The organism is Desulforhopalus vacuolatus, from assembly GCF_016918505.1.
Lineage (GTDB): Bacteria > Desulfobacterota > Desulfobulbia > Desulfobulbales > Desulfocapsaceae > Desulforhopalus > Desulforhopalus vacuolatus.
This window is the reverse complement of the sequence record NZ_JAFFPZ010000021.1, coordinates 24,456-48,838: the sequence shown is the minus strand read 5'-3', so window position 1 is coordinate 48,838 and position 24,383 is coordinate 24,456. Positions and strand designations below refer to the sequence as shown.

The 24,383-nt window shown below is 46.1% G+C and carries 24 protein-coding genes, 1 CRISPR repeat array and 1 riboswitch; of the genes, 14 read left to right on the top strand and 10 right to left on the bottom strand.

The features are described 5' to 3' along the window. Positions 1-184: 184 nt before the first annotated feature. The 11 genes from cas6 to cas2 (JWG39_RS12150) all read left to right on the top strand — a co-directional run bounded on the left by cas6 (position 185) and on the right by cas2 (JWG39_RS12150) (position 11,176). Complete coding sequence (gene cas6, locus JWG39_RS12200; RefSeq protein ID WP_205219691.1) at positions 185-1,108, top strand: CRISPR system precrRNA processing endoribonuclease RAMP protein Cas6; 924 nt, start codon at positions 185-187, stop codon at positions 1,106-1,108. A gap of 55 nt (positions 1,109-1,163) precedes the next feature. Then, complete coding sequence (cas10, locus tag JWG39_RS12195) at positions 1,164-3,728, top strand: type III-A CRISPR-associated protein Cas10/Csm1 (RefSeq protein ID WP_205219690.1); 2,565 nt, start codon at positions 1,164-1,166, stop codon at positions 3,726-3,728. 31 nt (positions 3,729-3,759) lie between these two features. Next, a complete protein-coding gene (gene csm2, locus JWG39_RS12190; protein WP_205219689.1) occupies positions 3,760-4,146 on the top strand; it encodes a type III-A CRISPR-associated protein Csm2 in 387 nt (128 codons plus the stop codon). A gap of 64 nt (positions 4,147-4,210) precedes the next feature. Beyond that, positions 4,211-4,906 carry a type III-A CRISPR-associated RAMP protein Csm3 gene (gene csm3 / locus JWG39_RS12185; RefSeq protein ID WP_205219688.1) on the top strand — a complete coding sequence of 232 codons (696 nt, stop codon included), beginning with the start codon at positions 4,211-4,213 and terminating at the stop codon, positions 4,904-4,906. A 41-nt stretch (positions 4,907-4,947) separates the two neighbouring features. Further along, the gene (csm4, locus tag JWG39_RS12180) at positions 4,948-5,967 is read left to right on the top strand and encodes a type III-A CRISPR-associated RAMP protein Csm4 (RefSeq protein ID WP_205219687.1); all 1,020 of its coding nucleotides are present in this window, start codon (positions 4,948-4,950) and stop codon (positions 5,965-5,967) included. Next, positions 5,968-7,686, top strand: coding sequence for a type III-A CRISPR-associated RAMP protein Csm5 (gene csm5 / locus JWG39_RS12175; RefSeq protein ID WP_205219686.1), 1,719 nt, complete (start codon positions 5,968-5,970; stop codon positions 7,684-7,686). It abuts the gene before it with no gap. Next, positions 7,683-8,081, top strand: coding sequence for a CRISPR-associated protein Csx20 (csx20, locus tag JWG39_RS12170; protein WP_205219685.1), 399 nt, complete (start codon positions 7,683-7,685; stop codon positions 8,079-8,081). The genes csm5 and csx20 overlap by 4 nt, the downstream gene beginning before the upstream one ends. Further along, the gene (locus tag JWG39_RS12165) at positions 8,078-9,241 is read left to right on the top strand and encodes a Card1-like endonuclease domain-containing protein (RefSeq protein WP_205219684.1); all 1,164 of its coding nucleotides are present in this window, start codon (positions 8,078-8,080) and stop codon (positions 9,239-9,241) included. Before csx20 ends, JWG39_RS12165 begins: the two co-directional genes overlap by 4 nt. Before the next feature lie 239 nt (positions 9,242-9,480). Beyond that, positions 9,481-10,608 (top strand): CRISPR-associated endonuclease Cas1, encoded by a 1,128-nt coding sequence (gene cas1 / locus JWG39_RS12160; RefSeq protein ID WP_205219683.1) that lies wholly within the window; start codon positions 9,481-9,483, stop codon positions 10,606-10,608. Further along, entirely contained in the window at positions 10,605-10,892 is a 288-nt protein-coding gene (cas2, locus tag JWG39_RS12155) for a CRISPR-associated endonuclease Cas2 (RefSeq protein ID WP_205219682.1), read from the top strand. Before cas1 ends, cas2 (JWG39_RS12155) begins: the two co-directional genes overlap by 4 nt. A 2-nt stretch (positions 10,893-10,894) precedes the next feature. Beyond that, the gene (cas2, locus tag JWG39_RS12150) at positions 10,895-11,176 is read left to right on the top strand and encodes a CRISPR-associated endonuclease Cas2 (RefSeq protein ID WP_205219681.1); all 282 of its coding nucleotides are present in this window, start codon (positions 10,895-10,897) and stop codon (positions 11,174-11,176) included. Positions 11,177-11,630: 454 nt separating this feature from the next. Continuing rightward, a CRISPR array of direct repeats spans positions 11,631-12,184; the repeat unit is 35 nt; unit sequence GTAGGAAACGACCTGAATTAGAAAGGGATTACGAC. Between the two features lie 464 nt (positions 12,185-12,648). Here the strand turns inward: cas2 (JWG39_RS12150) and csx2 are convergent. The 7 genes from csx2 to JWG39_RS12115 all read right to left on the bottom strand — a co-directional run bounded on the left by csx2 (position 12,649) and on the right by JWG39_RS12115 (position 19,975). Beyond that, complete coding sequence (gene csx2, locus JWG39_RS12145) at positions 12,649-13,905, bottom strand: TIGR02221 family CRISPR-associated protein (protein ID WP_205219680.1); 1,257 nt, start codon at positions 13,903-13,905, stop codon at positions 12,649-12,651. A 346-nt stretch (positions 13,906-14,251) separates the two neighbouring features. Continuing rightward, on the bottom strand, positions 14,252-14,698 hold the full coding sequence (trxC, locus tag JWG39_RS12140; RefSeq protein ID WP_205219679.1) for a thioredoxin TrxC: 447 nt from the start codon (positions 14,696-14,698) through the stop codon (positions 14,252-14,254). Between the two features lie 286 nt (positions 14,699-14,984). Continuing rightward, positions 14,985-16,268, bottom strand: coding sequence for a phosphomethylpyrimidine synthase ThiC (gene thiC, locus JWG39_RS12135; protein ID WP_240192116.1), 1,284 nt, complete (start codon positions 16,266-16,268; stop codon positions 14,985-14,987). Positions 16,269-16,399: 131 nt separating this feature from the next. Beyond that, complete coding sequence (locus JWG39_RS12130; protein WP_205219678.1) at positions 16,400-16,582, bottom strand: hypothetical protein; 183 nt, start codon at positions 16,580-16,582, stop codon at positions 16,400-16,402. Positions 16,583-16,604: 22 nt separating this feature from the next. Next, positions 16,605-16,714, bottom strand: a riboswitch (TPP riboswitch). 476 nt (positions 16,715-17,190) lie between these two features. Beyond that, positions 17,191-17,658 (bottom strand): hypothetical protein, encoded by a 468-nt coding sequence (locus JWG39_RS12125; RefSeq protein WP_205219677.1) that lies wholly within the window; start codon positions 17,656-17,658, stop codon positions 17,191-17,193. A gap of 341 nt (positions 17,659-17,999) precedes the next feature. Then, positions 18,000-19,190: a DNA methyltransferase gene (locus JWG39_RS12120; RefSeq protein ID WP_205219676.1), complete on the bottom strand. Its 1,191-nt coding sequence runs from the start codon at positions 19,188-19,190 to the stop codon at positions 18,000-18,002. 11 nt (positions 19,191-19,201) lie between these two features. Next, positions 19,202-19,975, bottom strand: coding sequence for an ApaLI family restriction endonuclease (locus tag JWG39_RS12115; protein WP_205219675.1), 774 nt, complete (start codon positions 19,973-19,975; stop codon positions 19,202-19,204). Positions 19,976-20,297: 322 nt separating this feature from the next. Between JWG39_RS12115 and JWG39_RS17125 the strand changes: the two genes are divergently transcribed. Then, positions 20,298-20,432, top strand: coding sequence for a helix-turn-helix domain-containing protein (locus JWG39_RS17125; protein WP_205219674.1), 135 nt, complete (start codon positions 20,298-20,300; stop codon positions 20,430-20,432). A 150-nt stretch (positions 20,433-20,582) separates the two neighbouring features. After that, positions 20,583-20,906: a hypothetical protein gene (locus JWG39_RS12105; protein WP_205219673.1), complete on the top strand. Its 324-nt coding sequence runs from the start codon at positions 20,583-20,585 to the stop codon at positions 20,904-20,906. 171 nt (positions 20,907-21,077) lie between these two features. Here JWG39_RS12105 and JWG39_RS12100 read toward each other — a convergent pair whose 3' ends face one another. Then, on the bottom strand, positions 21,078-21,920 hold the full coding sequence (locus tag JWG39_RS12100) for a restriction endonuclease (RefSeq protein WP_205219672.1): 843 nt from the start codon (positions 21,918-21,920) through the stop codon (positions 21,078-21,080). A gap of 126 nt (positions 21,921-22,046) precedes the next feature. Between JWG39_RS12100 and JWG39_RS12095 the strand changes: the two genes are divergently transcribed. Continuing rightward, on the top strand, positions 22,047-22,301 hold the full coding sequence (locus tag JWG39_RS12095; RefSeq protein WP_205219671.1) for a hypothetical protein: 255 nt from the start codon (positions 22,047-22,049) through the stop codon (positions 22,299-22,301). Between the two features lie 582 nt (positions 22,302-22,883). On the opposite strand, the gene JWG39_RS12090 is transcribed toward JWG39_RS12095, so the two are convergent. Further along, entirely contained in the window at positions 22,884-23,024 is a 141-nt protein-coding gene (locus tag JWG39_RS12090; protein WP_205219670.1) for a hypothetical protein, read from the bottom strand. 271 nt (positions 23,025-23,295) lie between these two features. Beyond that, the gene (locus JWG39_RS12085) at positions 23,296-24,333 is read right to left on the bottom strand and encodes a Fic family protein (RefSeq protein WP_205219669.1); all 1,038 of its coding nucleotides are present in this window, start codon (positions 24,331-24,333) and stop codon (positions 23,296-23,298) included. Positions 24,334-24,383: the final 50 nt, after the last annotated feature.

Below are 24,383 nucleotides of genomic sequence, written 5' to 3'. Positions count from 1 at the left end.
CGTAATGAAGCAAGACAGCAGGCAGCAGAACAGGCAGCAGCTATGCAAATACACAAACGAAAATGCAGTCCACGACCACGAAAACGGTTAAAAAAGAAACATGCAATTTTCTAACCGGACACCACTGATTTTTTTATAATAAAAAGGAATATCCCCTCCAAATCTGAATTTTCGTGAGTCATTTATGTCCCTTGCTTTCCTTCCTCTTGATATCGAATGCTGTTTTGTTACCACCGCAATTCTCCCTGTTTTCAAGGGTTCTACCCTGCGTGGTGCCTTTGGGCATGCGTTGAAAAAGGTTGCCTGCACCTTGCGCAATCAACAGTGCGAAAGCTGCCTTCTCAACGCTTCCTGCGCCTATGCACTTATTTTTGCAACGGAAAAACTGCAGGAGAGCCGGGTTTCAGCCCGGCCTCATCCCTATATCCTTTTGCCTCCCAGCGAAGAGAAACGGGAGTATCAGCCGGGAGAGACTCTTCGTTTTGGTCTCACCCTCCTTGGCCCTGCCACGGGATTTTTACCTCACATTATCTACTGTCTCCAGGAGATGGGTAACAGCGGGCTTGGCAAGGGGACGAAACGACAGGAGGGGCGCTATGCGCTCTCCTCAGTTTCTGTAGCTGGAAAAACAATTTACAGCGGAGAAGAAAAAAGATTGTCCGCTGTAAAGCCGGAGCAGCTTGCTCTGGCACCAGCCGGTGATACAGCGTCTCGTATTCTCTTCTCCCTGCAGAGTCCTCTGCGGCTCAAGTTTGAAAACTCCTTTCTCCGCCGCGTCACTTTTCTCCATCTTGTGCGTGCAGCTCTCCGCCGTATTCATATCCTTGAAAGCAGCTATGGCGATCCGCATCTCTCTTATGATTTCAAGAGGTTATGCGCAACGGCGGAACAGATTTCAACGGCTGCAGATTCCACCCGCTGGATAGAGTATCAACGCTACTCAAACAGGCAGAAGAACAACATGCTCTTTGGCGGAGTGATGGGAGAGCTTTCATTTACAGGCGAACTCGATGAATACCTTCCTTTTTTCCGCTACGCGGAGCGGGTGGGCCTGGGGAAACAGACTGCCTTTGGCTTTGGGCAGATAGGTATAGAGGTAAAACCGTGAACTGCAACATTTCCAGATGAATTAAGATTCCTTGAAATAATACACAGGAGAACAGATGGATACCACAACCTTGAAAATCGCTCTGGCGGGGCTGATGCACGACATCGGTAAACTGGCACAGGACGGCCTTGAGATTTCCCCGGAATACAAGAAAAATAATACGGAGCTCTATCAGCCGTATAATAAGCAAAACAATTATCACAGCCATCGTCATGCTCTCTATACCGCAGCTTTTATTGAGCAGATGGCAGATGTGCTTCCACAGGAACTCAACGCCGTTGTATGGGGGGAGGACAAGAGCTTTTTTATCAACCTGGCTGCCCGCCACCACAAGCCGGAGAATGCCCTGGAATCTCTTATTACTCAAGCGGACTGGATCAGTTCCGGTCTTGACCGGGCCAGTTTTCAGGAGGGCGATGAAATAAAGATCAGAGAGTATCGCAACACCCGCCTGCTGCCTCTCTTCGAACAGCTTGATCTTGGAACGAACGATGCCAGACAGAATATCGAAGAGTTTGAGTGGGAATATCCGCTGAAACCGCTGAACAGCTCCTCAATTTTTCCCCGGAGGCGCAGCTCGCGAACAAAAGAAGAGGCGAAAGAGGAATATAAAAAACTCTACGATCAGTTTGTTGCTGCTCTCAGACAGCTCAAAAATCGTGACAATGTCGCTCTGTGGATGGAGCATTTTGATTCTTTACTGCAAAATTTTACCTCCATGATTCCGCAGGCGCGGGTGAAAATGGTGGTGCCGGATGTGTCCCTTTACGATCACGCCCGTACGACCAGCGCTCTCGCTGCAGCCTTGTATCTTTATCACCGTGAGCACGACAGTTTGGAAGAGAAGGCAATCTTTAATGGCAGCGAAGAGAAGTTTCTTCTTATTGGTGGTGATTTCTACGGCATTCAGGACTTCATATTCAGTTCAAGTGGAGATACTTCTGCCAACCGTTCCAAATTGCTTCGAGGTCGTTCTTTTTATGTTTCCCTCTTTTCAGAGCTGGCGGCGGATATGCTTTGCCGCAGCCTTGGTCTGCCTGCTACAGCGGTGGTTCTTAACGCCGCCGGAAAATTTACTCTCCTCGCTGCCAATACAAAGAAGGCCCGAGAAAAGATCAACGAGGTTTGCGGCAGTATCAACCAGTGGCTCTATGCAAATTCCTACGGAATCAGCAGTTTCGGTATTACCGTCACTGCTGCCCGTCAGGATGAGTTTAGTACTAAGCATTTTGGTTCTCTCTGGAATCGCCATAAACAGGAGATGGAGGAAACGAAATCGTGTCGTATTGACCTCCAGAAGTTCGGCGGTGCCGTTCCCATGGAGCAGTATCTTGAGAGATTCAACAATAATCTCAGCGACAGGCTTTGTCCTTTTTGTGCAATTCGTCCGGCAACTGTGCATTGTCAGGTTGATGACCGAAATTCCTGTTCTCTCTGTATGGATCAGATCACCATCGGTACTCAGCTGGTCAAGAATAAATGGCTGGCAATTATGGATGATCCCCGAGATGGGGTGCTGCAGGCTCCACTGCTGGGCCGTTATCAGCTTCGTTTCTGCAGTGAAGGAGAGGCGGAAAAACTCAGTTCCAGTCACCTTGTTAAACTCTGGAATACCTCTTTAGACTCTGACGGACGTGCTCTTTCTCCGGTGACCAGTCGTTTTCTCAACGGCTACGTCCCCACCTGTTCTGAAATTGATCTGCAGGATGGCAGGCTCACGGCGTTCAGTCGGAAAGAAGAGGATTTGCGACAACTCGAGGATGGCGCGCGGGATGGTCGACCAAAGACTTTTTCCGACATCGCCTGTCTTGCCAGGCATATTGAGGCTGATCTCTCCATTCACGGGACTCCGGCCCTCGGTATTCTCAAAGCCGACGTTGACCGGCTCGGCCTGCTGATGGGCTGTGGTTTACCAGAGGAACGCTATACCATTTCACGAATGGCGACTCTCAGTCGTCAGCTGGACAGCTTTTTCTCCCTCTATCTCCCCTATTTGCTGAAATCAGATGTACGCTTTCAGGCAGTCTATACCGTTTTCGCGGGAGGGGATGATCTCTTTTTGATCGGCCCCTGGAATCGGATGCGAGAGCTGGCTCTCTATTTGCGGGACAAGTTCAGTCTCTTCGTCTGTAAAAATCCTGAAATCCATTTTTCAGCCGGAATCAGTATGTGCAAACCTCATGCGCCGGTGGACAGAGTCGCGAATATTGCTGAAGAAGCACTGGAACGGGCCAAAGATACAGGCCGCAATCGGGTTACTGTTTTTAACGAAACGATCTCCTGGGACGCACTGGAAAAACTTGTTGACTGTCAGACAGAGATGGAGCTGTGGCGCCAGGAGTATGTCTCCGGCAGCCTTTTCTATCGTTTCAACGAGTTCATCGACATGGCAGAAAAGGAGAAAGGCCTTCAGGGAAGAGATATCACCTGCAGCGATATGCAGTGCCTGCGCTGGCATGCGATGTTCCAGTATCAGCTGGTACGTAATTTAAATAAAAAGCTGCAGGGAACCGCCCGTCAGGAAGCTCTGAAGGAGATGCAGCAGTTTGTACGCTGGCTGGAAGAGATGGGTGGCGCAATGCGTATTCCGTTGTGGACAATTTTATATAATCTGCGTTGAAATAAGACGTTACATCTTTAAGGAGGATACAATGAGGGAAATTAACCTGTGGAAGGACGCCGAAAAGAAGATTGTTGACCCTTTGCTTTTTTCTCAAACGGCAGAGACGATGGCGAAAGAACTGGGGGGAGATTTCAGGGTGAATAAAGGAACTCAGCTTCGGCGTTTTTTTGATGAAGTTGTGCGCTTTAACGATGCGGCAAAAAATAAATCCATAGACATTGAGCAGCTTCTGCCGGGGTTACATCTGATTATTGCCCGGGCTGCATATGCTCAGGGACGCAATTTGGTAAGTGCTGATTTTGTTTCTTTTATTCGCAGTGGTATCGAACAGATACAACGTAAAGAGGATCTGCGGGTATTTACAAATTTCTTTGAAGCGCTGATGGCTTTTTATAAACTGTACAATTCGAAATAAAGGCGCAAAATTTCTGCTGCACGTATGCACACCCTCTCAATAATATATGGTGATGGAGAAAATCATGAAACTGAAAAATATAACGGAAATCAAAGGACAAATTATACTGCGGAGTGGCCTTCATATAGGTGCTGGCGATACGGAGATGCGTATCGGTGGCACTGACAATCCGGTAGTAAAGCATCCTCACAGCAATGAACCTTTTATCCCCGGATCCTCTCTTAAGGGAAAAGTTCGCTCTTTGCTGGAATTGCGCAGTGGACTGATGCGTTTTACAGAAGGAAAGCCCGTCAATGCGAAGGCGTGGGAGAACGCTGAAGGGAAAGAAAAAGAGGAGGCACTGAAACTGCTTCAGCTCTTTGGTACCAGTGGAGCCGATGGTGATTCTGCCGCAAAAATTGGTCCCACCCGCGCTTCTTTTTCCGATTGTCCCCTTAATTCGACATGCCGGAACCGAATCCTTGAAGATGGGGCTCCCCTTACGGAGGTGAAATCAGAAAACTCCATTGACCGGATTCGCGGTGTGGCTGAGAGCCCACGTTTCACCGAGCGGGTTCCGGCAGGAATGGAATTTGATTTTTCTATTACCCTCAAAGAGATGGAAGAAGATGACGATCTCACGGAGTATCTCCTTGAAGGATTGTGTCTGCTTGAGCTTGATGCTCTTGGAGGAAGTGGCAGCCGGGGATACGGACGGGTTGAATTCCGTTTTGCTGATCCTGAAATACAGAAAAAATTTGACGCCACACAGGCAATCTGAGCAAAACTTTTTGTACTCGACAAAAATCTTATGAGGTTGCCATGAAATTGTTTGAAATAATACTGAAACCCGGTGGCCTGTTTGGCACTCCCCTTGTGGGAGATACCCTGTTCGGCCATCTTTGCTGGCAGTTCGCCAGCGATGGAACGCTTCTTAAGAGTGAATTTCAGGAGCTGATTAATGTATATCAGGAGAACCCCTTCTGTGTTGTCTCCTCAGCTTTTCCTAAAATATCCAGAGGAAAAGATATCGGTTATGCCATGCCCCGCCCGGATCTCTCTCTCTTTGGAAAACAGATCAATAAGGAAGGGCGGGAAAATCGTCAGAAGTTTCTTGAGACGCGTAAAGAGATGAAAAAGCAGAAATGGTTTTTTGTCGATGAATCCCTGCACTTCAAGTTCGACATTTCCGCATTGATGAACGAGGAAGAAGTGGCTGCTGCGGCCTTTCAGGGAATGGACGAAGAGGCGCGGGAAGAAGCCGTTCGCTGTACAGGAGGCTTTTGCATGGAAAGCGAGGAGATGCACAACAGTGTGAATCGTCTCACCGGCACTACTGGTGAAGGATTTGACCCATATATCAGTGGCGTGTTTTCTCTGCTGCCAGGTGTTACCCTTGCTCTTTTTGTTTTGCTCAATGAGGCTGTCTGCACTTCTCAGGGATTACAAACTGCTCTGGAGCGTATTGGCACCTTCGGATATGGACGGGACTCCAGCAGCGGGAAAGGACGTTTCACGGTCCTCAGCATCGAGGAAAAAACTCTGCCTGCAACAGGTAACGCCAACGCCTGCTATACCCTTGCTCCCTGTGTGCCGGAGATGGAAGGTATCGAACGTGCCTGGTTTACTCCGCTCACCCGTTTTGGCAAACACGGTGGCGGAGCACAGCTTGGAACGCACCCTTTCAAATCGCCGGTAGTTATGGCGGAAGAGGGTGCTGTCTGGAAGATGAACGCTGAGCGTTCCTGGCTGGGAAAGGGGATTTGCGGCGTTTCCAAACAGATTCCGGAAACGGTGGTGCAGGGGTTTGCCCCGTGTCTGCCCTGTTCTGTGGAGGCATAAATGAAATCAGAAACACGTAAATTTCAACTGAAAGTTCTTTCTCCCCTTCATCTCGGTTGTGATGAGGTTTACGAACCGACCTCCTTTGTGGTCAAGGAAAAGGAAAAAACGCTGGTGAGTTTTAATCCGCTGCATTTTCCAGCGCGGCTGGAGAAGGAAAAGCAGGAGCAATACTCAGCGATTTGCAGGAAAGGAACAGCAGCGTCTCTTTTGGAAATCTATAAATTCATTAATCGTGAAGCACAGGACATATCCGGGGTTACGATAGAAATTGGTGACGAATTTCTGCGTCATTATCAATCGGTATTACGCCTGTCCCCACAAGCTTCAGGCAGAAATCTCAATCAGTTTACCATTAACAGAACTGCGTTTAATTCTCTGGACGGTGATCTCTATATCCCCGGCTCGGCAGTGAAGGGAAGTATACGTACTGCAGTTTTGAATCTGCGGTATAGAGCCCGTGGCGGAGGTCTCCAGGGAAAGAGAAATAAAGACCTGCAGTCAGATTTGCTGGGCGGGTCTTTTGCCGGGGATCCTTTTTCCAGGGTGAAAATTTCAGACTTTTGTCTTGCTGGAGAGGTGCCCCGCTGTATCTGTTATGCGGTGGATGAAAAGAAGAAAAAGGGGGATAAAGAGAGTTCGGCTGTTTATCAAATTCTGGAAATTATTGAACCAGGAGCGGTGTTTGAGGGATCCATTACCATTGTGGGCTCAGAGCGGGAAGTTATTTCCCGGCCGGTTAGCTTTGTGGAGATTGAGGAGGCTCTAAAGGGCTTTTTCGAGGGAGAGCGAAAAAGGGAAGAGGGCGAGAGTAAAATTATTGGCGCAGCCTGCAGCCGTCCTCCTGAGAAGGGTGATCTCCCCATTCGTCTGGGGCGTCATTCGGGGGCTGAGAGTGTGACCTCTGTAGATGGCGACCGTAAAATAAAAATTCTCACGGGGAAGGGAAACCCGCCGAAAACACTTAATCACGCTATGACTATCTGGTTTGCCTCACCAAACAAGAAACCAAACAATAAAGCTCTGCTTCGGCCCTTTGGCTGGGCCTCCCTGCATGAGGCAACTGCAGAAGAGCTTGCTGTCGGGGATGAGTTCCGCAAGCGTCGGAAAGAATCTCGCGATGTTGAGTTTGAGGAACTCCGGCAGCAGCGGGCGGAAGAGCAGCATAAGCGCAACGAAGAGCGCAGGGCTCAAGAAGCTGTGGAAGCAGAGAAGGAGCGACTGGCAGAGGAGGCGGCAAGATATCCATGGAAACCCTGGATGTGTAAACTGTCCCAGATAGAAGAGTGGGGTGATTTTCAGCGGGAAATTCTTGGAAATGAACAGGCTGCCGAATGGCGTTTGCAGGATGGTGTTGCCCTGGCGGTGAAAGAGGCTGCTGAGCGGGTGCAGAGAGCCCGTCCAAAGAAGTGGGACAATGAGCGTGATACCCTCGTGACTGAATGGCTCGCTGTAACCGATGCTGCCTGGCGGCCTCTTGTCACAGCAGAGGAACAAAAGGCTGAAGTATCCCCGCTGGCGCAACAAATCCGAGACTATGGTGATTTAGGTGCTTATCTGAATCAACCCGTTGAGATTGCTGAGCTTGATATGGATGTTGCCTCGGAATTGAAAATAAAATTCAAAGAGTGGGGGTGCGACAGCAAGAAGGCGAAAAAGAACAAAGCGAAACTCTGGAAAGAGCTCAACAACCATATCAATGAAGTGAAAAAGAGATGACCCGCCTCTTCGTTATTTTCAATCACACCCTTACCCCCGCCCAGCGGGAGGACGCACGAAGCAGTCTTGGTGTCGAAAAAATCCTGGAACCCCCCATGCCTTTACGAGATATCTGGGGCAATCTGTCCCCGGATGCCTCTTCCCTGAAGGGGCAGCTCGTTCCGATTACGAACTGGCTGGGTGAGAAAGCAGAGGCGGGGGATTATGTCCTCATCCAGGGGGATTTTGGCGCGTGTTTTCTTCTTGTGCAGAGTGCGTTTCGCCTTGGCCTTCATCCTGTTTATTCCACCACCCGGCGTCGGGCAGTGGAGACGCGGGTTGGTGAAAATGAAATTCAACTGAGTCACCGCTTTCAGCATGTTTTGTTTCGTCATTATGAAATGGAGGAAGGATGAAAGCCCATATCTGTCTTGTTTCTGAACAGCTGCTGCCCAATGTACTGCCTGTTATCCATGAGAAGGTGGATCACGTGATTCTTCTCACCACATCTCAGATGGTGAAAAAGTGTGAGCTGCTGAAAAGCTTTTTCACCGAACGAGGGAAAAAGGTTTCAGTCTATAACACCGAAGCCTATGATTTTAAGGCGACTCTGGACGTTTGCACTCAGGTTCTGGAAAAGTTTACTGATGCCGAACTTACCCTCAATGTTACCGGTGGAACGAAGATTGTAGCTCTGGCGGCCTGGCAGCAGTGCTGGTTCGCTGCCAGCACTATACGGATCATCTATGTAGATACCAACAGCAACCGCCTGCTGGAGCTGGGAGGTGAGCCAGCCAGCCATCCCCTGCCTGACAATATTCTGTCCGTGAAAGAGCATCTGCTCTGTTGTGGAAAGAAAATGCTGAGCGGGGATGCTCCCCGGGGAGAAAAATCCCACAGGAAGGTAACTGCAGAACTCTGTTCTCTGCTTGTTGGCAAGCCTGCGCTGCTGAGAAAATTGAATGGTCTCGTCAGTGAATACGATGACGCATTGAAAAGGAGGAGGGCACCACCCTACTGTGCCGTGGAGGCGGAACAGCTGGGAGAGGGAGGAGAGAAACTCTGTGCCCTGCTGCTCAAGGGAGGGGTGGCGACACCGGGTATGAATGGTGCGGCAAATCTCAACGATGAAGCATCTCGCTTTTATGCAAAGGGCGGCTGGCTTGAAGAGTATGTTTATGGGGTTGTTGCCGATGAAAAAATTCCCGGTCTTGACCTGCGGATGAACGTGGAAATTGAATGGCAGGGAAAGGGAAATAAACCAACGAAAAACGAACTGGATGTGGTCTTCACCTGGCACAATCGGCTCCACGTCATCTCATGCAAAACCAGTGCCCTTGACCAGCAGGGCAGGGGTGCTCCGAGAGGGAAAGGTCCTCTCTATGAGTTGGATTCCCTCTCGGAAAAGGTGGGGGGCCTGTATGCCCGTTCGATGCTGGTTTCTGTCCACGGGTTGAATGAAGCTTCATTGGAACGGGCCAGGAACCTCAGAATTGAGGTTATTGCTGGACGGCAGGTTTTATGCCTGTCATCTCATCTTGAAAAGAAGTGGCTTAAACGGGAACCTCAGAGGTAGAGGAGAGGCCTTTGCTTACTCGTTGAAAAAGCGGTCTTTTTATTTTTAGTAGGAAACGACCTGAATTTAAAAGGGATTAAACAGACTCCGGGCGAAGGTTTATATAAAGGGAACATCAAATATTCTCTTATGGTTTGAATATGAACGAAATACAAGCTGTTTCAAGGTTCCCTGAAGAGAGAAGCGTCTGCTGAAATTATATCTGCCGGAGTTTTAACCTTAAAAAACAGGAAACAGGCATGCGGATCTACGTTACTACCCAGGGGGCACGTATAACCAGAGAGGGACGGCATCTTCTTGTGAAATCCGGAGAGGATACCTACCGAACAATTTTCATCCACAAGGTTGAACAGCTTTTGCTTTGCGGGAATATTCAGATAACGCCTTCGGCACGAAATGTGCTCTTCCGGAACGGTATTGATACGGTATTTCTCACCAGAGATGGCCGTTATCTCGGCCGTTTTTCCATTCCCGAACAGAAAAATATCATTCTTCGCCGCAGGCAGTTTGCCTTCGCGGATGATGAACCCTTCTGCCTCAATTTTGCCCGACAGATCGTGACCGGCAAGTTGGCCAATTTGAGTACGGTCCTGATGCGGATTTACCGGAAGAAGAAAAAGAAGCATATCGTTGAAAAGGTGCAGAAGATTCGTAAACTGACTGAGCAGGTTGCAACGGCGAAGAGTGTAGATTCCCTGCGTGGATATGAAGGCCGGGGGAGTGCGCTGTATTTCAGCCTTTTCAACACTGGTTTTGACCACGATCAGGGGTTCAGACGACGGGTTCGTCGGCCGCCGACTGATCCGGTAAATGCGCTGCTCTCCCTTCTCTATACCTTCCTTTATAATCAGGTGTACAGTGCTGTCCGTCAGGCGGGTCTTGATCCATATATTGGTGCGTTGCATACTCCTGATTACGGACGATACAGCCTGGTTCTTGATTTAATGGAGGAGTTTCGGCCAATCCTTGTTGATACGCTGGTGCTTGCGCTCTTCAATATGAATATCCTGAAAGATGACGATTTCCGGATTGTGAAGGAAGAGGAGCTGGAAGAAGAGGTGGTTGAGGACATTGAGGTCTCCACCGGAGAGCAGGAAAACGAGCTGTTTGATGCCCCCGTGCAGCGGATTGAAGAAGTGTTTTCCATGTCTGGGGAAGGGGAAGCCGGAAAATTGCCGGTGCAGCTCCATTCGGACGCGATGAAGAAGACGATTATTCAATGGGAACGAAAACTGGCCACTACTTTTCTGTACAGCCCGGAAGAACGCAAGATTCCCTGGTCGGAAGCTATGGTTTGTCAGGCGAGGCAGTATCGCAGATTTGTGGAGGGGAGCCAGAGCAGTTACCAGCCTCTACTGCTCACATGAGAGTGATTGTAACCTACGATATCAGAGAGGACAGTCAGGGGACAAAACGGCGAACGAAGCTGCACCATTTTCTGCGGGAACTTGGCATCAATACTCAAAAGTCGGTGTTTGAGTGCGAGGTGAGTGGAGAAGAGCTGCGTGTTATTCGTCGTTATGCAGAGCGCAGTCTCAACCTGCTGGAAGATCGTCTGCGGATCTATCATCTCTGCAGCCGCTGCTGCTCACAGGCAGAGGTGCAGGGACAGGGCATAAAAATCACCCAGCTGCAATACCAGATATTCTGACCATGGCAAACTACTTTATCATTTACGACATAGCGGACGCGAAACGGTTGCAAAAGGTGGCCCGTATTCTTCTGGATTATGGAATGCGCATGCAGCAATCGAAATTTGAAGTGGAGTTGAGCAAAGCGCAGCTCCGAACCCTTCAAGGTGAGATAGCCAGGGTGATAGATACGGAGAAAGACGGTGTGAAATATTTCCCTCTGTGCGAGAAGTGTGCGGCGAAGACTGAGGTGATTGGGCAGGGCATGCTGCTTGAGGCGACTGGAGAATTTGATATTATCTGAGATCTCATTGCTGAGGTGAGAGAGAGTGTTCATGAATCTCTTCTGCAAATATTTTCTTCAGTCGCTGGGGTGGTCTCCTGAATAAAACTCCTTCTATGAGTTGGGTTCTCGGTCGGAAGAGATGGGGAACTGTATGCATCATTCGATGCTGGTTTCTGTCCACGGGTTGGTGTATTCTTTATCGGAGTGGGGCAGGAACCTCGGGCAGAAGCGGTTTAAACGGGAACCTCAGAGGTAAAAGAGGAATATTTGCTAACCTGTTGAAAAAGCGGTCTTTTTTATTTTTACCTGACCGGAGGTTCCCAGAAGTGGATATTATGACGGAATGATAACAACTTAATGATGGAGGAAAAGGAAAATGCAACAAAAATACTTCCAAAAAACACATTGCAGTGAGAGGTTCCCGGATTCACCCTCTGAAAACCGCTCCTGGCAAGGGTTTGAAAGGGGCGCAGTAGGAAACGACCTGAATTAGAAAGGGATTACGACCCTCACAGCCTTCCTGTATGAAATGCATTGCCTTAAAAAGGTAGGAAACGACCTGAATTAGAAAGGGATTACGACCCGGATCATAAACAACCATCTTTTTCAGCCTTTTCTGTGGTAGGAAACGACCTGAATTAGAAAGGGATTACGACCAATACACTACCTTGCAATACATTCAACACGTTATGTAGGAAACGACCTGAATTAGAAAGGGATTACGACTACCATGCGCACGCATCAATAGACGTTGCCGCCTGAGCATGTAGGAAACGACCTGAATTAGAAAGGGATTACGACTGGACGGGCACGTTTGCCGTTGCGCCGCATTGTAAAGGAGTAGGAAACGACCTGAATTAGAAAGGGATTACGACCCTCCGGTGAGTCTTATCAGCCTGCTGGCCGATGTCAGCGGTAGGAAACGACCTGAATTAGAAAGGGATTACGACGCTTTCTTGTAGAATCCTGCTATTTGTTTTTGACTTGTATTGTAGGAAACGACCTGAATTAGAAAGGGATTGCGACAATTCAACCACGAGGTTTATTTCTTTGTGGCTTTTGTGGGAAGTGATATGAAGGAAAGGGCTTATACCATTTACATTTTTATATTAACCAGATAACGCAACTGCGTGGAAATATTTTTTGGCGATTGCGAATGGATAAACAGGATGTAAAACGAGCATAACTTAATAGAAATGGTCTAATCATGCGAAAAAGGGCATTTTTTATAAAAGCGTAACTTCTTAAAGTTTTTTTGCCTTTATTCGCATGATTAGAGCTTTCCTTTGGCAAAAAGTTTTTCGCTGTTCCGTCTTTTGCTTTTCCCTGTCTCCCATCCCCCTGCCTTTACATTCGCCAATAGAAAGTGAAAATGCCATTGAGTAAGGTCACAACTTAATAGGAATGGTATTACACAGACTCCGGGCGAACATCGATAGCAAGGCAGGGCACTGCTTAAGGTGACTTGGGCGTTTTATATTATCTGGGGTCTAATCACGAAGATGATAATGTTTGAGGATCTCAGATGTGAGTATTTCCAGGTCCGTTGTTATTTTATTACTGTCGAGTTTATTGTCGGGATCGGTTCCGCCATGGTTCACTCGATTTCTGCATGATGTTATTCTTTCGTATTTTTGTAGAAAATCTTTACTCCATTCCTCATGAATACTTTGTGCAGTTTCCTGGAAAGTCTTCAAATCGTTCTTCCAGTCGTCGGGACTGTCCTTAACACCGAGTAGAGCGGAGATAAATTCCCGCTGTCTTTTTGCCTCTGTCAATCCTTCTTCCTCTAGTCGCTGTCTGTGCGGTTCCAATTCTATAGAGACAATACTCTCCTGCAGGAGAGTAAATCCCTGGGGGATAAGGTTGATCTCTGCACACCATTTGGCAGCACGGAGGCCGTTGAAAAGAGATTTGTCTTCATATTCGGCAAAAAACTGCGTTATCTGCTTGAAAATTGGTGCAAGTGGAAGAATGTTGTCAAAATTTAGCTGCTCAAGGCGACTGCTGATGTATTTTTTTATCTCCATCTGACAGAGGCAATGGCAATTTGAAGTATGTACAAAACTGGAAAAATATTTGATTGCGGTACTTACTTTTTGCAGAAGTTTGGAATTTTCATCTCTTGTCTCAGGATTTTTCAGGATAGGTTGAAGCTGATATGAGATAAGGTCTTGCAGTGGAGCAGCATAACCATAACGAGTGAAATCATAGATTGCTCTAGCCCAGTCGTTCAGAGAAAAAAACGGGGTGAGATTGAAGACGGGGGCGTTGCGCTCAGATACTGGCATTTCTTCAACATCTGCACGGATCCCAAGAGTTTCAAAGGCTCCATAACAGCACTGTTTTATTGTAGTGTGTTTGACGACGCTTAAATAATTGAGAAGGATTGTTATCAGGAGAGGAAGGGAGCGAAAAGAGTGGGTTATGTCAAAAACAATTTCAGCTCCTTCTGGAATTTGATTTGAGATAATTTCAAAAATTTTCCAGAGCTCTTCTTCCGATGCCCCTGTTGGAATTGTGATTGGTTCCATGGCCGGAAGATCGAATTTTTGAGCTTCCTGCTGCAGTTTTTCGAGGTGTTTCTCTTCTGCCGCTGTGGTAACAAAGATAAAAGATTTTGCTTCGGGGGCAAGCAGGGTACGGGCAGCAGTCTGGATATATTCCACTCCATCACAATGCTGATTGTTGTACACATAATTGCAGGTGAGATAGTTTCCGGTTCCGAGAAAAGAGATAAAAATCATAGGGGTATAATAGGAAGAGATTGCGGGTGGGGCTGTGCTGATTTCCTCCGAGATTGCTTCTTTCTGGTATTCTCATCCCACCTGGTATGGTACGCAGAACAGTTGAAGTATTCACCATTTAAAGAGTGACGTCAAGTTTATAGGTCAGTGTGTTATCAACAGCTCTTCCCGCTTTTCTCGTAATATATTGAAAAATCGGGAAGAACTGAGCATCCCTCCATGACATTCCCATCAATCCGTTGCGAACTTTCGCGATATCTGCAGGCGTTCTCACCATCCGGCCGGTTCTACATCTTTTCCCCTTCGAGTTGTATTCAGCCCGGCACAGATGGTGAGTATCAGATATTCAAACAGCCGGTAAATTTTGAGCCAGCCATTGTTTAAATTGTGGTTGCGGTAACGCCCCTGACATCCGCGCAATTTCTTTGCCGTGATGGAATATCACCAACGTGGGAATCGAACGAATATTATAGCCACCTGCGGTGTGTTGATTATGTTCAGTATCCAACCTGACAAAGCAGGCCTGAGCAGACATTTCACCTGCGACCTGTTCAAAGGTGGGTGCAAATTGTTTACACGGTCCGCACCATGGAGCCCAAAAATCCACAACCACGGGCAAACCATTGTCGGTAATATAACGGCTGAAATTTTTGTCGTTACCCGTAACAGGGCTTGATGAAAGAAGAGGTTTTCCACACTTCCCACACAAAGGCTTGTCATGAAGTCTGGCTTTGGAGAGGCGGTTTTTCGCACTGCAACTCGGGCAAACTATTTGAATCAATGAATCAGTCATTTTAAACCTCCGTGAAAAAATGTTTTAAAATTGAAAGCAGAGTCACGATGTGGGTTTCTACACGTTTCAATTCCAGTGGGTTGATCTTGTTCAAAGTACCCTAATGCATTTTTACAGAAGGAAAAAGACAAAGAGAAGAAGGGAGGCAGGAGACGAGAAAAGGGAGAAAGGAGACGGGAGACGGGAGACGGGAAAAAGAATGGGTGCCTCCAATGAGGAGAGCAAGGAGAACACAATTCCCCTTATTCAAGAACACCCATCCGTTACTCTTTTGGGTACCCTTTTGTTATTTCTCCAGTATCGCGCGACTGCGTTTCACCGCGCAAAGATCCCCGCACATGGTGCAGACTTCCTTGTCAATCGGTTGCGAACTTTCGCGATATCTGCGGGCCTTCTCACCATCCATGGCCAGTTCCATCATTTTTTCCCAGTCGAGCTTATTCCGTGCGTCACTCATGGCATTGTCCCAGTCAATCGCACCGGGCAGACCTTTGGCAATGTCTGCGGCATGGGCGGCAATCCTTGTGGCGATGATGCCTTCTTTCATGTCGTCCATATCCGGCAGGCGGAGATGTTCGGCAGGAGTGACATAACAGAGGAAATCGACGCCGTAACTCGCGGCCAGTGCACCACCAATGGCAGAGGTAATGTGGTCGTATCCCGGAGCGACATCGGTTACCAGCGGCCCGAGAACATAGAAAGGTGCGCCGTGGCAGAGTTTTTTCTCAAGCTGTACGTTGGCGACAACCTCGTTCAGCGGCATGTGGCCGGGGCCTTCAATGATCACCTGTACATCCTGTTTCCAGCACTCTTTGGTCAGCTCTCCAAGAGTGAGAAGTTCCTGAATCTGAGGAGCGTCAGTGGCATCGTGGAGTGAGCCGGGACGCAGACCATCGCCGAGACTCAGAGTGACATCGTAGCGGCGGCAGATTTCAAGCAGGCGGTCGAAATGCTCGTAAAAGGGATTTTCGGCATTGTTTTTGTCCATCCAGTAGAGGAGCAGCGAGCCGCCCCGGCTGACCACGTTGGTGAGCCGTTTGTTTCTTTTCACACACTCAACAGCAGCTGTATTCAGTCCGGCGTGGATGGTGAGGAAATCGACTCCGTCCTGCGCGTGTGTCTCCACCACCTCAAAGATATCATCAATGGTGAGGGCCTCTATGTTCTTGCCGTAACGGGCGACAGCGTCGTACATCGGGACTGTGCCGATCATTGCCGGGCTGATCTCAATCGTGCGACGGCGAAATTTCTGAGTTGCGCCATAGGTGGAGAGGTCCATGATGGCATCTCCCTTCCACTCCAACGCTTTACGTACCTTGTCCAGTTCATTTTCAACGTTGCAGCAGTCTTCCGAGACACCAAGATTAACATTGACCTTGGTGCGCAGTCCGGCGCCAACTGCCGCCCCGTGCAAACTGGTGTGGTTTTTATTTGCGGGCAGGGCGATGGTGCCGTTGGCGAGTCCGGCGAGCAGTCGTTCTTCACTGATCGGTTCATCGGCGAGTACATCTTTCATCTGCGGTGTAATGATGCCCTTGCGAGCGGCTTCCATCTGAGTTGCATACGTCATTTAAATTCCTCGTAAGATATTGTTTTGCAGCAGTTTTACTGCTCCTGTAATATCGTCTGCGCCGACAATTTCGGTGACGAGACAGACGCTTTTTGCTTCATGCAGAAGAACTTCGGCGAGGTTGTGCTCAACTACGAGGATTTCGTCGCCAGTTCACGCTCGGAAATCAGCTCCGCAATGGTTGCAGTAACGGACTCTTCAGCCTTGCCGTTAATATAGAGTTGTAGAATTGCATTGTTTCTCCGGGGTACAGGAGAAGAGGGAGGGGCAAAAAAGAAAACCGCCAGATCCAAAGAGGAAGTGGCGGCAAACATGAAGAGGGGGAAAAAACCCTGAAATGTGAATTTGCCGCTTCCCTTCGCCGGTATTATCCAGATCAGGTTCCAAGGGTTAGATTCTCTTTGATAAGAACCTTTCTCAGCGTTTAAGCTCCCCCAGCGTTCTTTTCTTCTATTCTATTTATGTGTTGGTGTCAAATTTTTTCTGATTTGAGAATATCAGTGTTCAAAAAAACCAATATATTCGAGACACAGCTTCAGATCAACAGCTTTTAAAAATCTTTTCACGCAAAGGAAACCATGGAACATCTCACTGATTTAAAGGCAATTTTACACTCAAAACGCGCCAATATTTTTTACCTTGAAAAGTGTTGATACATCACATCCCCGTATCCACGGGGAACATTTGTGCAGAAATGGCAGCCCATGTCTCCATCTCGGTTCATCCCCGTACCCACGGGGAACATTTACAGAAGAGTTCCTTTACAGAAGAGTTCCGAGATTTGTGGCTAAAGCGGTTCATCCCCGTACCTATGGGGAACATATTACTTGTATGATGCTGTTTTTTCGTTATTAATAAATCAATAGCATCTTCACCAAATTTCCAAAGACTAATAAGAACAGCAGGGTCAGGTCTTGAAAAATCACTTTTTACACTTTTTAGCCCTCTTGCTGACAGTAGTGTAATGGGTTTTCAGGTGTTCTGCAATTGCCTTTAACGTATATCCGTAGCGAATATGAGCGATTTTGATCTGCTCATTGCGTAATGTTTTATTTTTGGGGATTTCAGGCGGGAAAATATTTTTCAAGGAAGGTCTTCCAGCAAACCTCTGTGTACGGGGGATCTCGCCGATTTCTTTTGCTTCACATCTTCGGTTTTGAATATCTGATATAAAGCCTGTACCGCCGAATATTACTTGACCGACCAGTTTCTTCCATGGATTTTCATCCATTAGCTCTACGCTGGCTGCAACAAACTTCCTGTATTCTTTGCAGGCGACATCCTTTTGATTCGCAAACTGTCCGAATACCCAATCCACCGTCAAAAACGTAGAAACTTTGCAGGCGTAACCTGTTTCTTTGTAATACCATTTACATTTTATATTGACCATATAACGCGACCATCACCATTGGTGAAAAATCGGCACGGTGGTGGTTTCCCGCAATGTTGTTCTGTAGACAAGGCATGCCTTGTCTCTACATCATCGCTGGAATTACTGTTGTGGCGATATTTCACCAGTGATATGTAAGGTCACCGTTATCACCATTGCGATCAATTTTACATCCTGTTTATCCATTCGTAATCACCAAAAAAGATGTCCACGCAGTCTTGTTCCCTTGTCAATACAAAATGTAAACGCTATTGATAAATCACATAAAATGATTTTTCAAGACCTGACCCCATTGTTTGAGCCCCATTGTTCTTATTGCGCTCCACTTTCACGATCTAACCTTATTCGTTAGCTCTTTTTATTTGTAAAGCAGGTGATTCTAAAAACACCATGCCTTCAAAATTAGGCAGATTTCCGAATAGTCCATCATTTAACTGAGTTTGAATTAAAAATGATTTTTTTGATTTCTTTGTTTTCATGGCTTTAGCAAGCAAAGAAGCTGCTTCTTCTATATACTCATGATCTTTTTGAACTCTAACTAAAACAGGTGCGTTATCGAATTGCTCGACTAAAATAGCATCAATTCCTTTATTGCGTTGTACTGCATTAAACTTTAACCCGCTTAATAAACTTAAAGCCGTTTTATCAGCATTACGGTAGGAATCGCGGCCATTTTTCAGCAAGTTAGATTCGGTTTTTATGGGGTTTTCGATTCTACTAATAGATAATTCAACAGCATCATTTGACTTGTCTATTCCAATATATTTTCGCCCAAGAAGTTTTGCTGCCACACAAGTGGTACCACTCCCGCAAAATGGGTCTAATACTATATCTCCTTCATTTGTAACCAATTGAATGACTTGCTCTAAAAGAAGTAAAGGTTTTTGAGTAGGATAACCCACCCTTTCTTTCGCTTTAGGATTCAAATACGGAATATCCCACACATCATTTAAGGGTACGCCTTTCTTTTTATCAGCAATCTTAAAGCTTCCATCATCATTTCTATCGTAGATAGATTTATTATGCTCATCTCGAGTTCTGCTCTGTAATATTTGATCAATGTTAGTTGTCTCAGAATATGATGTATAAATAGTATTAAACTTAAAATATTTACTTTTTGAGTAAAAATAGATGTTTTGATGGCCTGCTAATAATCCTTTCTTAGAGTTTGACCATCTTTTATAGCTCCAAATGATTTCTGATTGAAAATTTTCAGCGCCAAATATGTTATCTAATATTGCACGAACAATGTGTTCTCCGCTTTTGTCGCAGTGAACAAAAATTGAACCTTCTTCCTTGAGAAGTGGCTTCATTAATTCAATTCTTTCTTTTAGAAACTGTGCATATCCTTTGTTACTACCCCAGTTGTCATCGAAGCTAAACTCTTTTGTACGTTCTCTATTTTTTAGTTTGTGTTTTCGCTCGGTAAAAAAAGGCGGATCAAGGTATATGAGATCAATTGATCCTGCCTCAATTGATCTCATTTCATCTAAACAATCACCTAAGAGAACGCTATTAATTATTTTTATCATCTTTCTCTTCTCTATTTTTTTCTCGCCGCTATATCAGTTAAAATTTGTTTTAAATCGTACCCGCTTACTTTTAACAAATAATCCCAAGCATCATCTCCAGAGTAGTATTCTCCATCAACACCATTATAAATTGTTTTTAGCGTTTCTTGTATCTTGATAGCTTGCTCACGTTGCGGGTAATAAAACATAACTCTAACCGGCTTATATCCATGACTTTGAATTGCTCTAACCCTCGTATGTTCTTTAGTTATATGGTCGCCATCTGTAGTGGCATCTCGCCATTTTAGCTCAATGGCATCATTGCCGTTTAAAAAATCAATTTCAAATGTTTTAGGTTTTTTTCCTTGTGTATTATCAATAAGAACCTTTCCACCCTTGCTGTTCGCAAAGAACATGCACATTGAAGCAGCTTCTTCTAGGAATGACCCCGCATACTTGTATAAAAAACGACCGGTATTCTGGTATTCGTCAATCAAAATACCTTCGTCATTAGATATTCCCAAGACTCTATATATTAAGTAATGGTGATTATCATCACCTTTCATTTCTTCTTTACGAGCAACTATTTTTTCATTCAAATTTTTCGCATATTCGTCTGCTAAAGCACCTATTTTTTCTTTTAAAAGATCTAAGCATTTACCTGAAGCGATGGCTTCATCGATTATGTTCCTTTCATGCTTGTAAACTGCCTTTTTCAATTCTTGTTTATTTTTATTTTTTATTTCGATGCCCAGACTTTCGCAATACGCTTCAAGTTCTTTTTTGTTGAGTCTTTCTACTTTCATTAATTATTCCTATCATTTGTAGGCTGCATGAGGTTTGTTTTGAGAGCTAACGTGGCTTGCAATAAACTGCCAGGAGAGAAACAACAAGGTCAAGTCTTGAAAAATCATTTTTTAACTATCTTGCTAACAGTGGTGTTATGGATTTTCAGGTGTTCTGCAATTGCCTTTAAAGTATATCCGGAGTCTGTAACGTATTTTGTGTAACTGTTCCACCCCATTCCTTTGGCTGATGCTGGATGAGTACAATAAGTACAACAGCGTTCTATGAAAAAGAGTGCGCTGCCGGTATGGTTACGTCACGACAACTTAACCGGAGGTTACCATGCACAGATGTACAAGTCCTTGCTACCAACAGATCACTCTTTTAGAAAGGTACCAGATCAGTGCATTTCTTCAAATAGGAAGATTTCAGACTGATATTGCTGATACGTTGAATCGTTCTAAGAGTACTATTTGACGTGAAATTAATCGTAACTCTTTTGAAGGGATCTATGATCCCTGTGTTGCTCATGGCTGGATTCAAGTAATAAATGCAACACGTTCAGTGAAAAAAAGAACGTGAAATTCTCTAAAAGCGTCTTGGGTTCCCCTCGATATTCGCGATGCCGTGATTGATTTTATCAAGCGCCGGGCCAAGCGTATCGGTATCGCAGTGACGCGCTTTATCACCTGTTTGGAGATCGCTCCCCGCAAGTATTATGACTGTCACAGCCGCTACGGCAAAGCCAATAAACATAACGCCTTGGTTCCCCATGACTTCTGGCTGAAAGATTGGGAGAAACAGGCCATTATCAATTTTTACCTGGGGTCTTTGCAGGAAGGCTATCGCCGCCTAGGAGCCTGTCCGAGAATAGACATTCTATCCAAAATCGAGGCATTTTCAAAAAACGAGCACAGCTATCTGGTTGATATTACGAGCATCGTTTTTTGAAAATAACGAGAAGTTCGGGCAAAAGAGCGTTCTCGGACAGGCTCCTAGTCTTCATGATGCTCGATTTTAATGCTTCAGTTGGAACTGGAGAAAGCCCTCATCTGAGAGGGTGAGTATCCATTTCCATAACACATACTGTATGCTGTGCTATGCACTCAAAAGAACATCTCCTTAAGATTCATCGTATGGAAGTATGGAACGACATTGGGGAAACTTGGAACATCCCCAGAATTTTTCACCGGCGTGTTTTCCCTTCTTCGCAGTTCGAAGAACCATCTTTGCCCCGCACTTCGGGCAAACCGGGTTTCTTTTTGTGGGAGTTGCTGCTTGAGGCCGGGCCGATAGGTCGTTGCCTGATCTCATGTTCCTTTCTGCCATAATCTTTTTGAGTCTGCTGCCATTAATCAGCTCAATATTATTCTCACGAGAAAATTTGACAGCATCAGCGGTGAACTCTCCGGAAGTAATGACATAACCTCCTGCAGCACCACTGCTGACCATTACGCCGAGCAGTTCACGGACTATTTTTACGCCAACCTTGTAGGCTTTGTAGTGCTTGCATTGCACCAGATACTTCTCACCGGATTTCATTAACACCAGATCAACTCCACCATCAGGCCCGGGGCCGGTCTCCTGGACTTTGAAACCCTGCTGCCGAAAGTGCTCACCAATAAGCAACTCGAACTCTTGCCAGGTAATATCTGTTACATGCCGTTTCCCTGCGCTGACATCGCCATGCAGATTTTTGCGCGTTACTCTCTTGATGACAGATAGCAATGCTCCGATGCCAAAAACACAAGGCAGTACGTATTGACCTAATGACGCGAAAGTATAAAGCAAGCCTCCTTGCATTACCATCGATAGATCTTTCAAGGATGCCTGTGGCATACCTTTACTGGCTATACTATGCAGTCCGACATAAGAGACGATTGCCAGCACTGCATCAATCCACCACGGAAATGCTGCCGTTATTTCTATCATGTCCTCAAACGGGCTCTGTCTTTTGCGTGCCATAATATCCTGAATGTATATAATAATTGCATAGCCTCTACAGGGAGCTGAAGAGGAACGCATCTTTGAGAAAAAGCAAGACTCAGGTGGCTTCTGGGAAAATCTGCCAAACTTTTCCAGAGATTGTAAATGAGCTACCAGTATCTCAGCCTTGTAGAAAGGCATTATATCGAAATAAGTCAAAAAAAAGAAGTGCTTCGCAATCAAAGAGCAAAAGACCTCGGGTGTTCCCTGACCATGATTTCCCATGAAATAGATGTCATTTATTTCGAAAAATGTTTAGGTAATCGTTTATTGATGAAAAGGAGCATCGATGATTTGATTCACTGCCGCATAGGCAGCTTAGAAAAATGTGTGAAGGAAAAAAACAGGGTCAAGTCTTGAAAAATCACTTTTTAACTCTCTTGCTGACAGTGGTGTAATGGGTTTTCAGGTGTTCTGCAATTGCCTTTAACGTATACCCGTAGCGAATATGAGCGATTTTGATCTGCTCATTGCGTAATGTTTTATTTTGGAGATTTCAGGCGGGAAAATATTTTTCAAGGAGGGTCTTCCGGCAAACATTTGTGTACGGGGGATCTCGCCGATTTTTTTTGCTTCACATATTCGGTTTTGAATATCCGATATAAAGTCTGCATTGCCGAATATTACTTGATCTGCCAATTTCTTCTATGGAATCTCAACCATTAGCTCCACGCCAGCTGCAACAAACTTCCTCTATTCTTTGCAGGCGACATCCTTTTGATTCGTAAACTGTCCGAGTACCCAATCCACCGGCAAAAATTTAGAAACTTACCGGCGTAACCTGTTTCCCAGTAATACCTTTTACATTTTGTATTGGCCAGATAACGCGACCATCACCATTGGTGAAAAATCGGCACGGTGGTGGTTTCCCGCGATGTTGTTCTGTAGACAAGGCATGCCTTGTCTCTACATCATCGCTGGAATTACTGTTGTGGCGATATTTCACCAGTGATGGTGGATGCCACCGTTATCACCCCGTGGTGGCAGCGTGGCGTGTATGTTTCGCGGGTTATCGGTGTTTTCGGAGTCGGTTACAGTTGCACCGTTATCGTTACGTTTACTGTCACCGTGTAGACAAGGCATGCCTTGTCTCTACATTATCTTATCGCCGGAATCACTGTTGTGGCGATTTTTCACCAGTGATATGTGAGGTTCCCATTATCACCATTGCGATCAATTTTACATCCTGTTTATCCATTCGTAATCGCCAAAAAAGATGTCCACGCAGTCACGTTCTCTGGTCAATATAAAATGTAAACGCTATTAAACCACATGAAATTATTTTTCAAGACCTGAGCCCCATTGTTCTATGGGAAGTTGTCATAGAAATGTCACAGCTTCGTGTCACAGCTTGTCATAGCTCTGATAATGCATAATGACGGGTTGGATCAGTTGGACCAGCTCCGATTTCTTTAATTACGTTCTTTTCCAGGATCCCTTTGAGATCTCGTTGCAGACTGCGTCTATTGACGTCAGGGCACAGAGCTTCAAAATCTTGAATAGTTAGTTTGTTGTACTTCAGTAAAAACTCGATTGCTTTTCCCTGTCGTTCATTCAGGTTGTGTTTTTGAACCAGTACATCACGGCGAATTACCTGTTCTCCCCGTTTTTTGACTTCAATCATCTGGGTTTCAAGACCGGTGATAAAATAGTCAAGCCAGTTGGTCATATCCATATTGTGTTCGCGCACACTCTGGATCGATTTGTAGAATGTCGTCCGGTCGCGGTCGTAGTATTCACTTATAGTGAACAGCCGCTTGAAATCGTATCCAGCCTTATAGAGACAAAGCGTGGAGAGCAGTCGAGAGGTTCGACCATTCCCGTCCAGGAACGGATGAATATGCACCAGCTGGAATTGAGAAATGCCGCTCATCAGTACTGGATGAATATCGACTTCTGTGTTTAGCCATTTGACCATTTCCGACATCATGATTGGTACTTCAACGGCTGATGGCGGGGTGTAGATGATTTGGCCGGTAGCGGAATTGACAACATAGTTTTGAATGCGGCGATAATTCCCCGGATCAGCTTTTCCGCCGCGAACACCTTCAACCAGCTTACGGTGGATTTCCCGAATCATTCGTTCATGAATAGGATCACCGCTGTCTAAACACTCGGAAACGAATTCAAAGGCTGAGCGGTAATTCAGCAGCTCGAGGGTATCGTTTGGGTCGGCCTCTGGCACCGCTTCACCGCGCCATAACCGTTCTGCTTGATCCAATGTTAAATGAGTTCCTTCAATGTGCGACGTGTGATGAGCCTCTTTGATCAGTGCTTTATCGCCCATATCCCGCACCCAGTCATTATATTGACCATATAACGCGACCATCACCATTGGTGAAAAATCGGCACGGCGATGGTTTCCCGCGATGTTGTTCTGTAGACAAGGCATGCCTTGTCTCTACATCATCGCTGGAATGACTGTTGTGGCGATTTTTCATC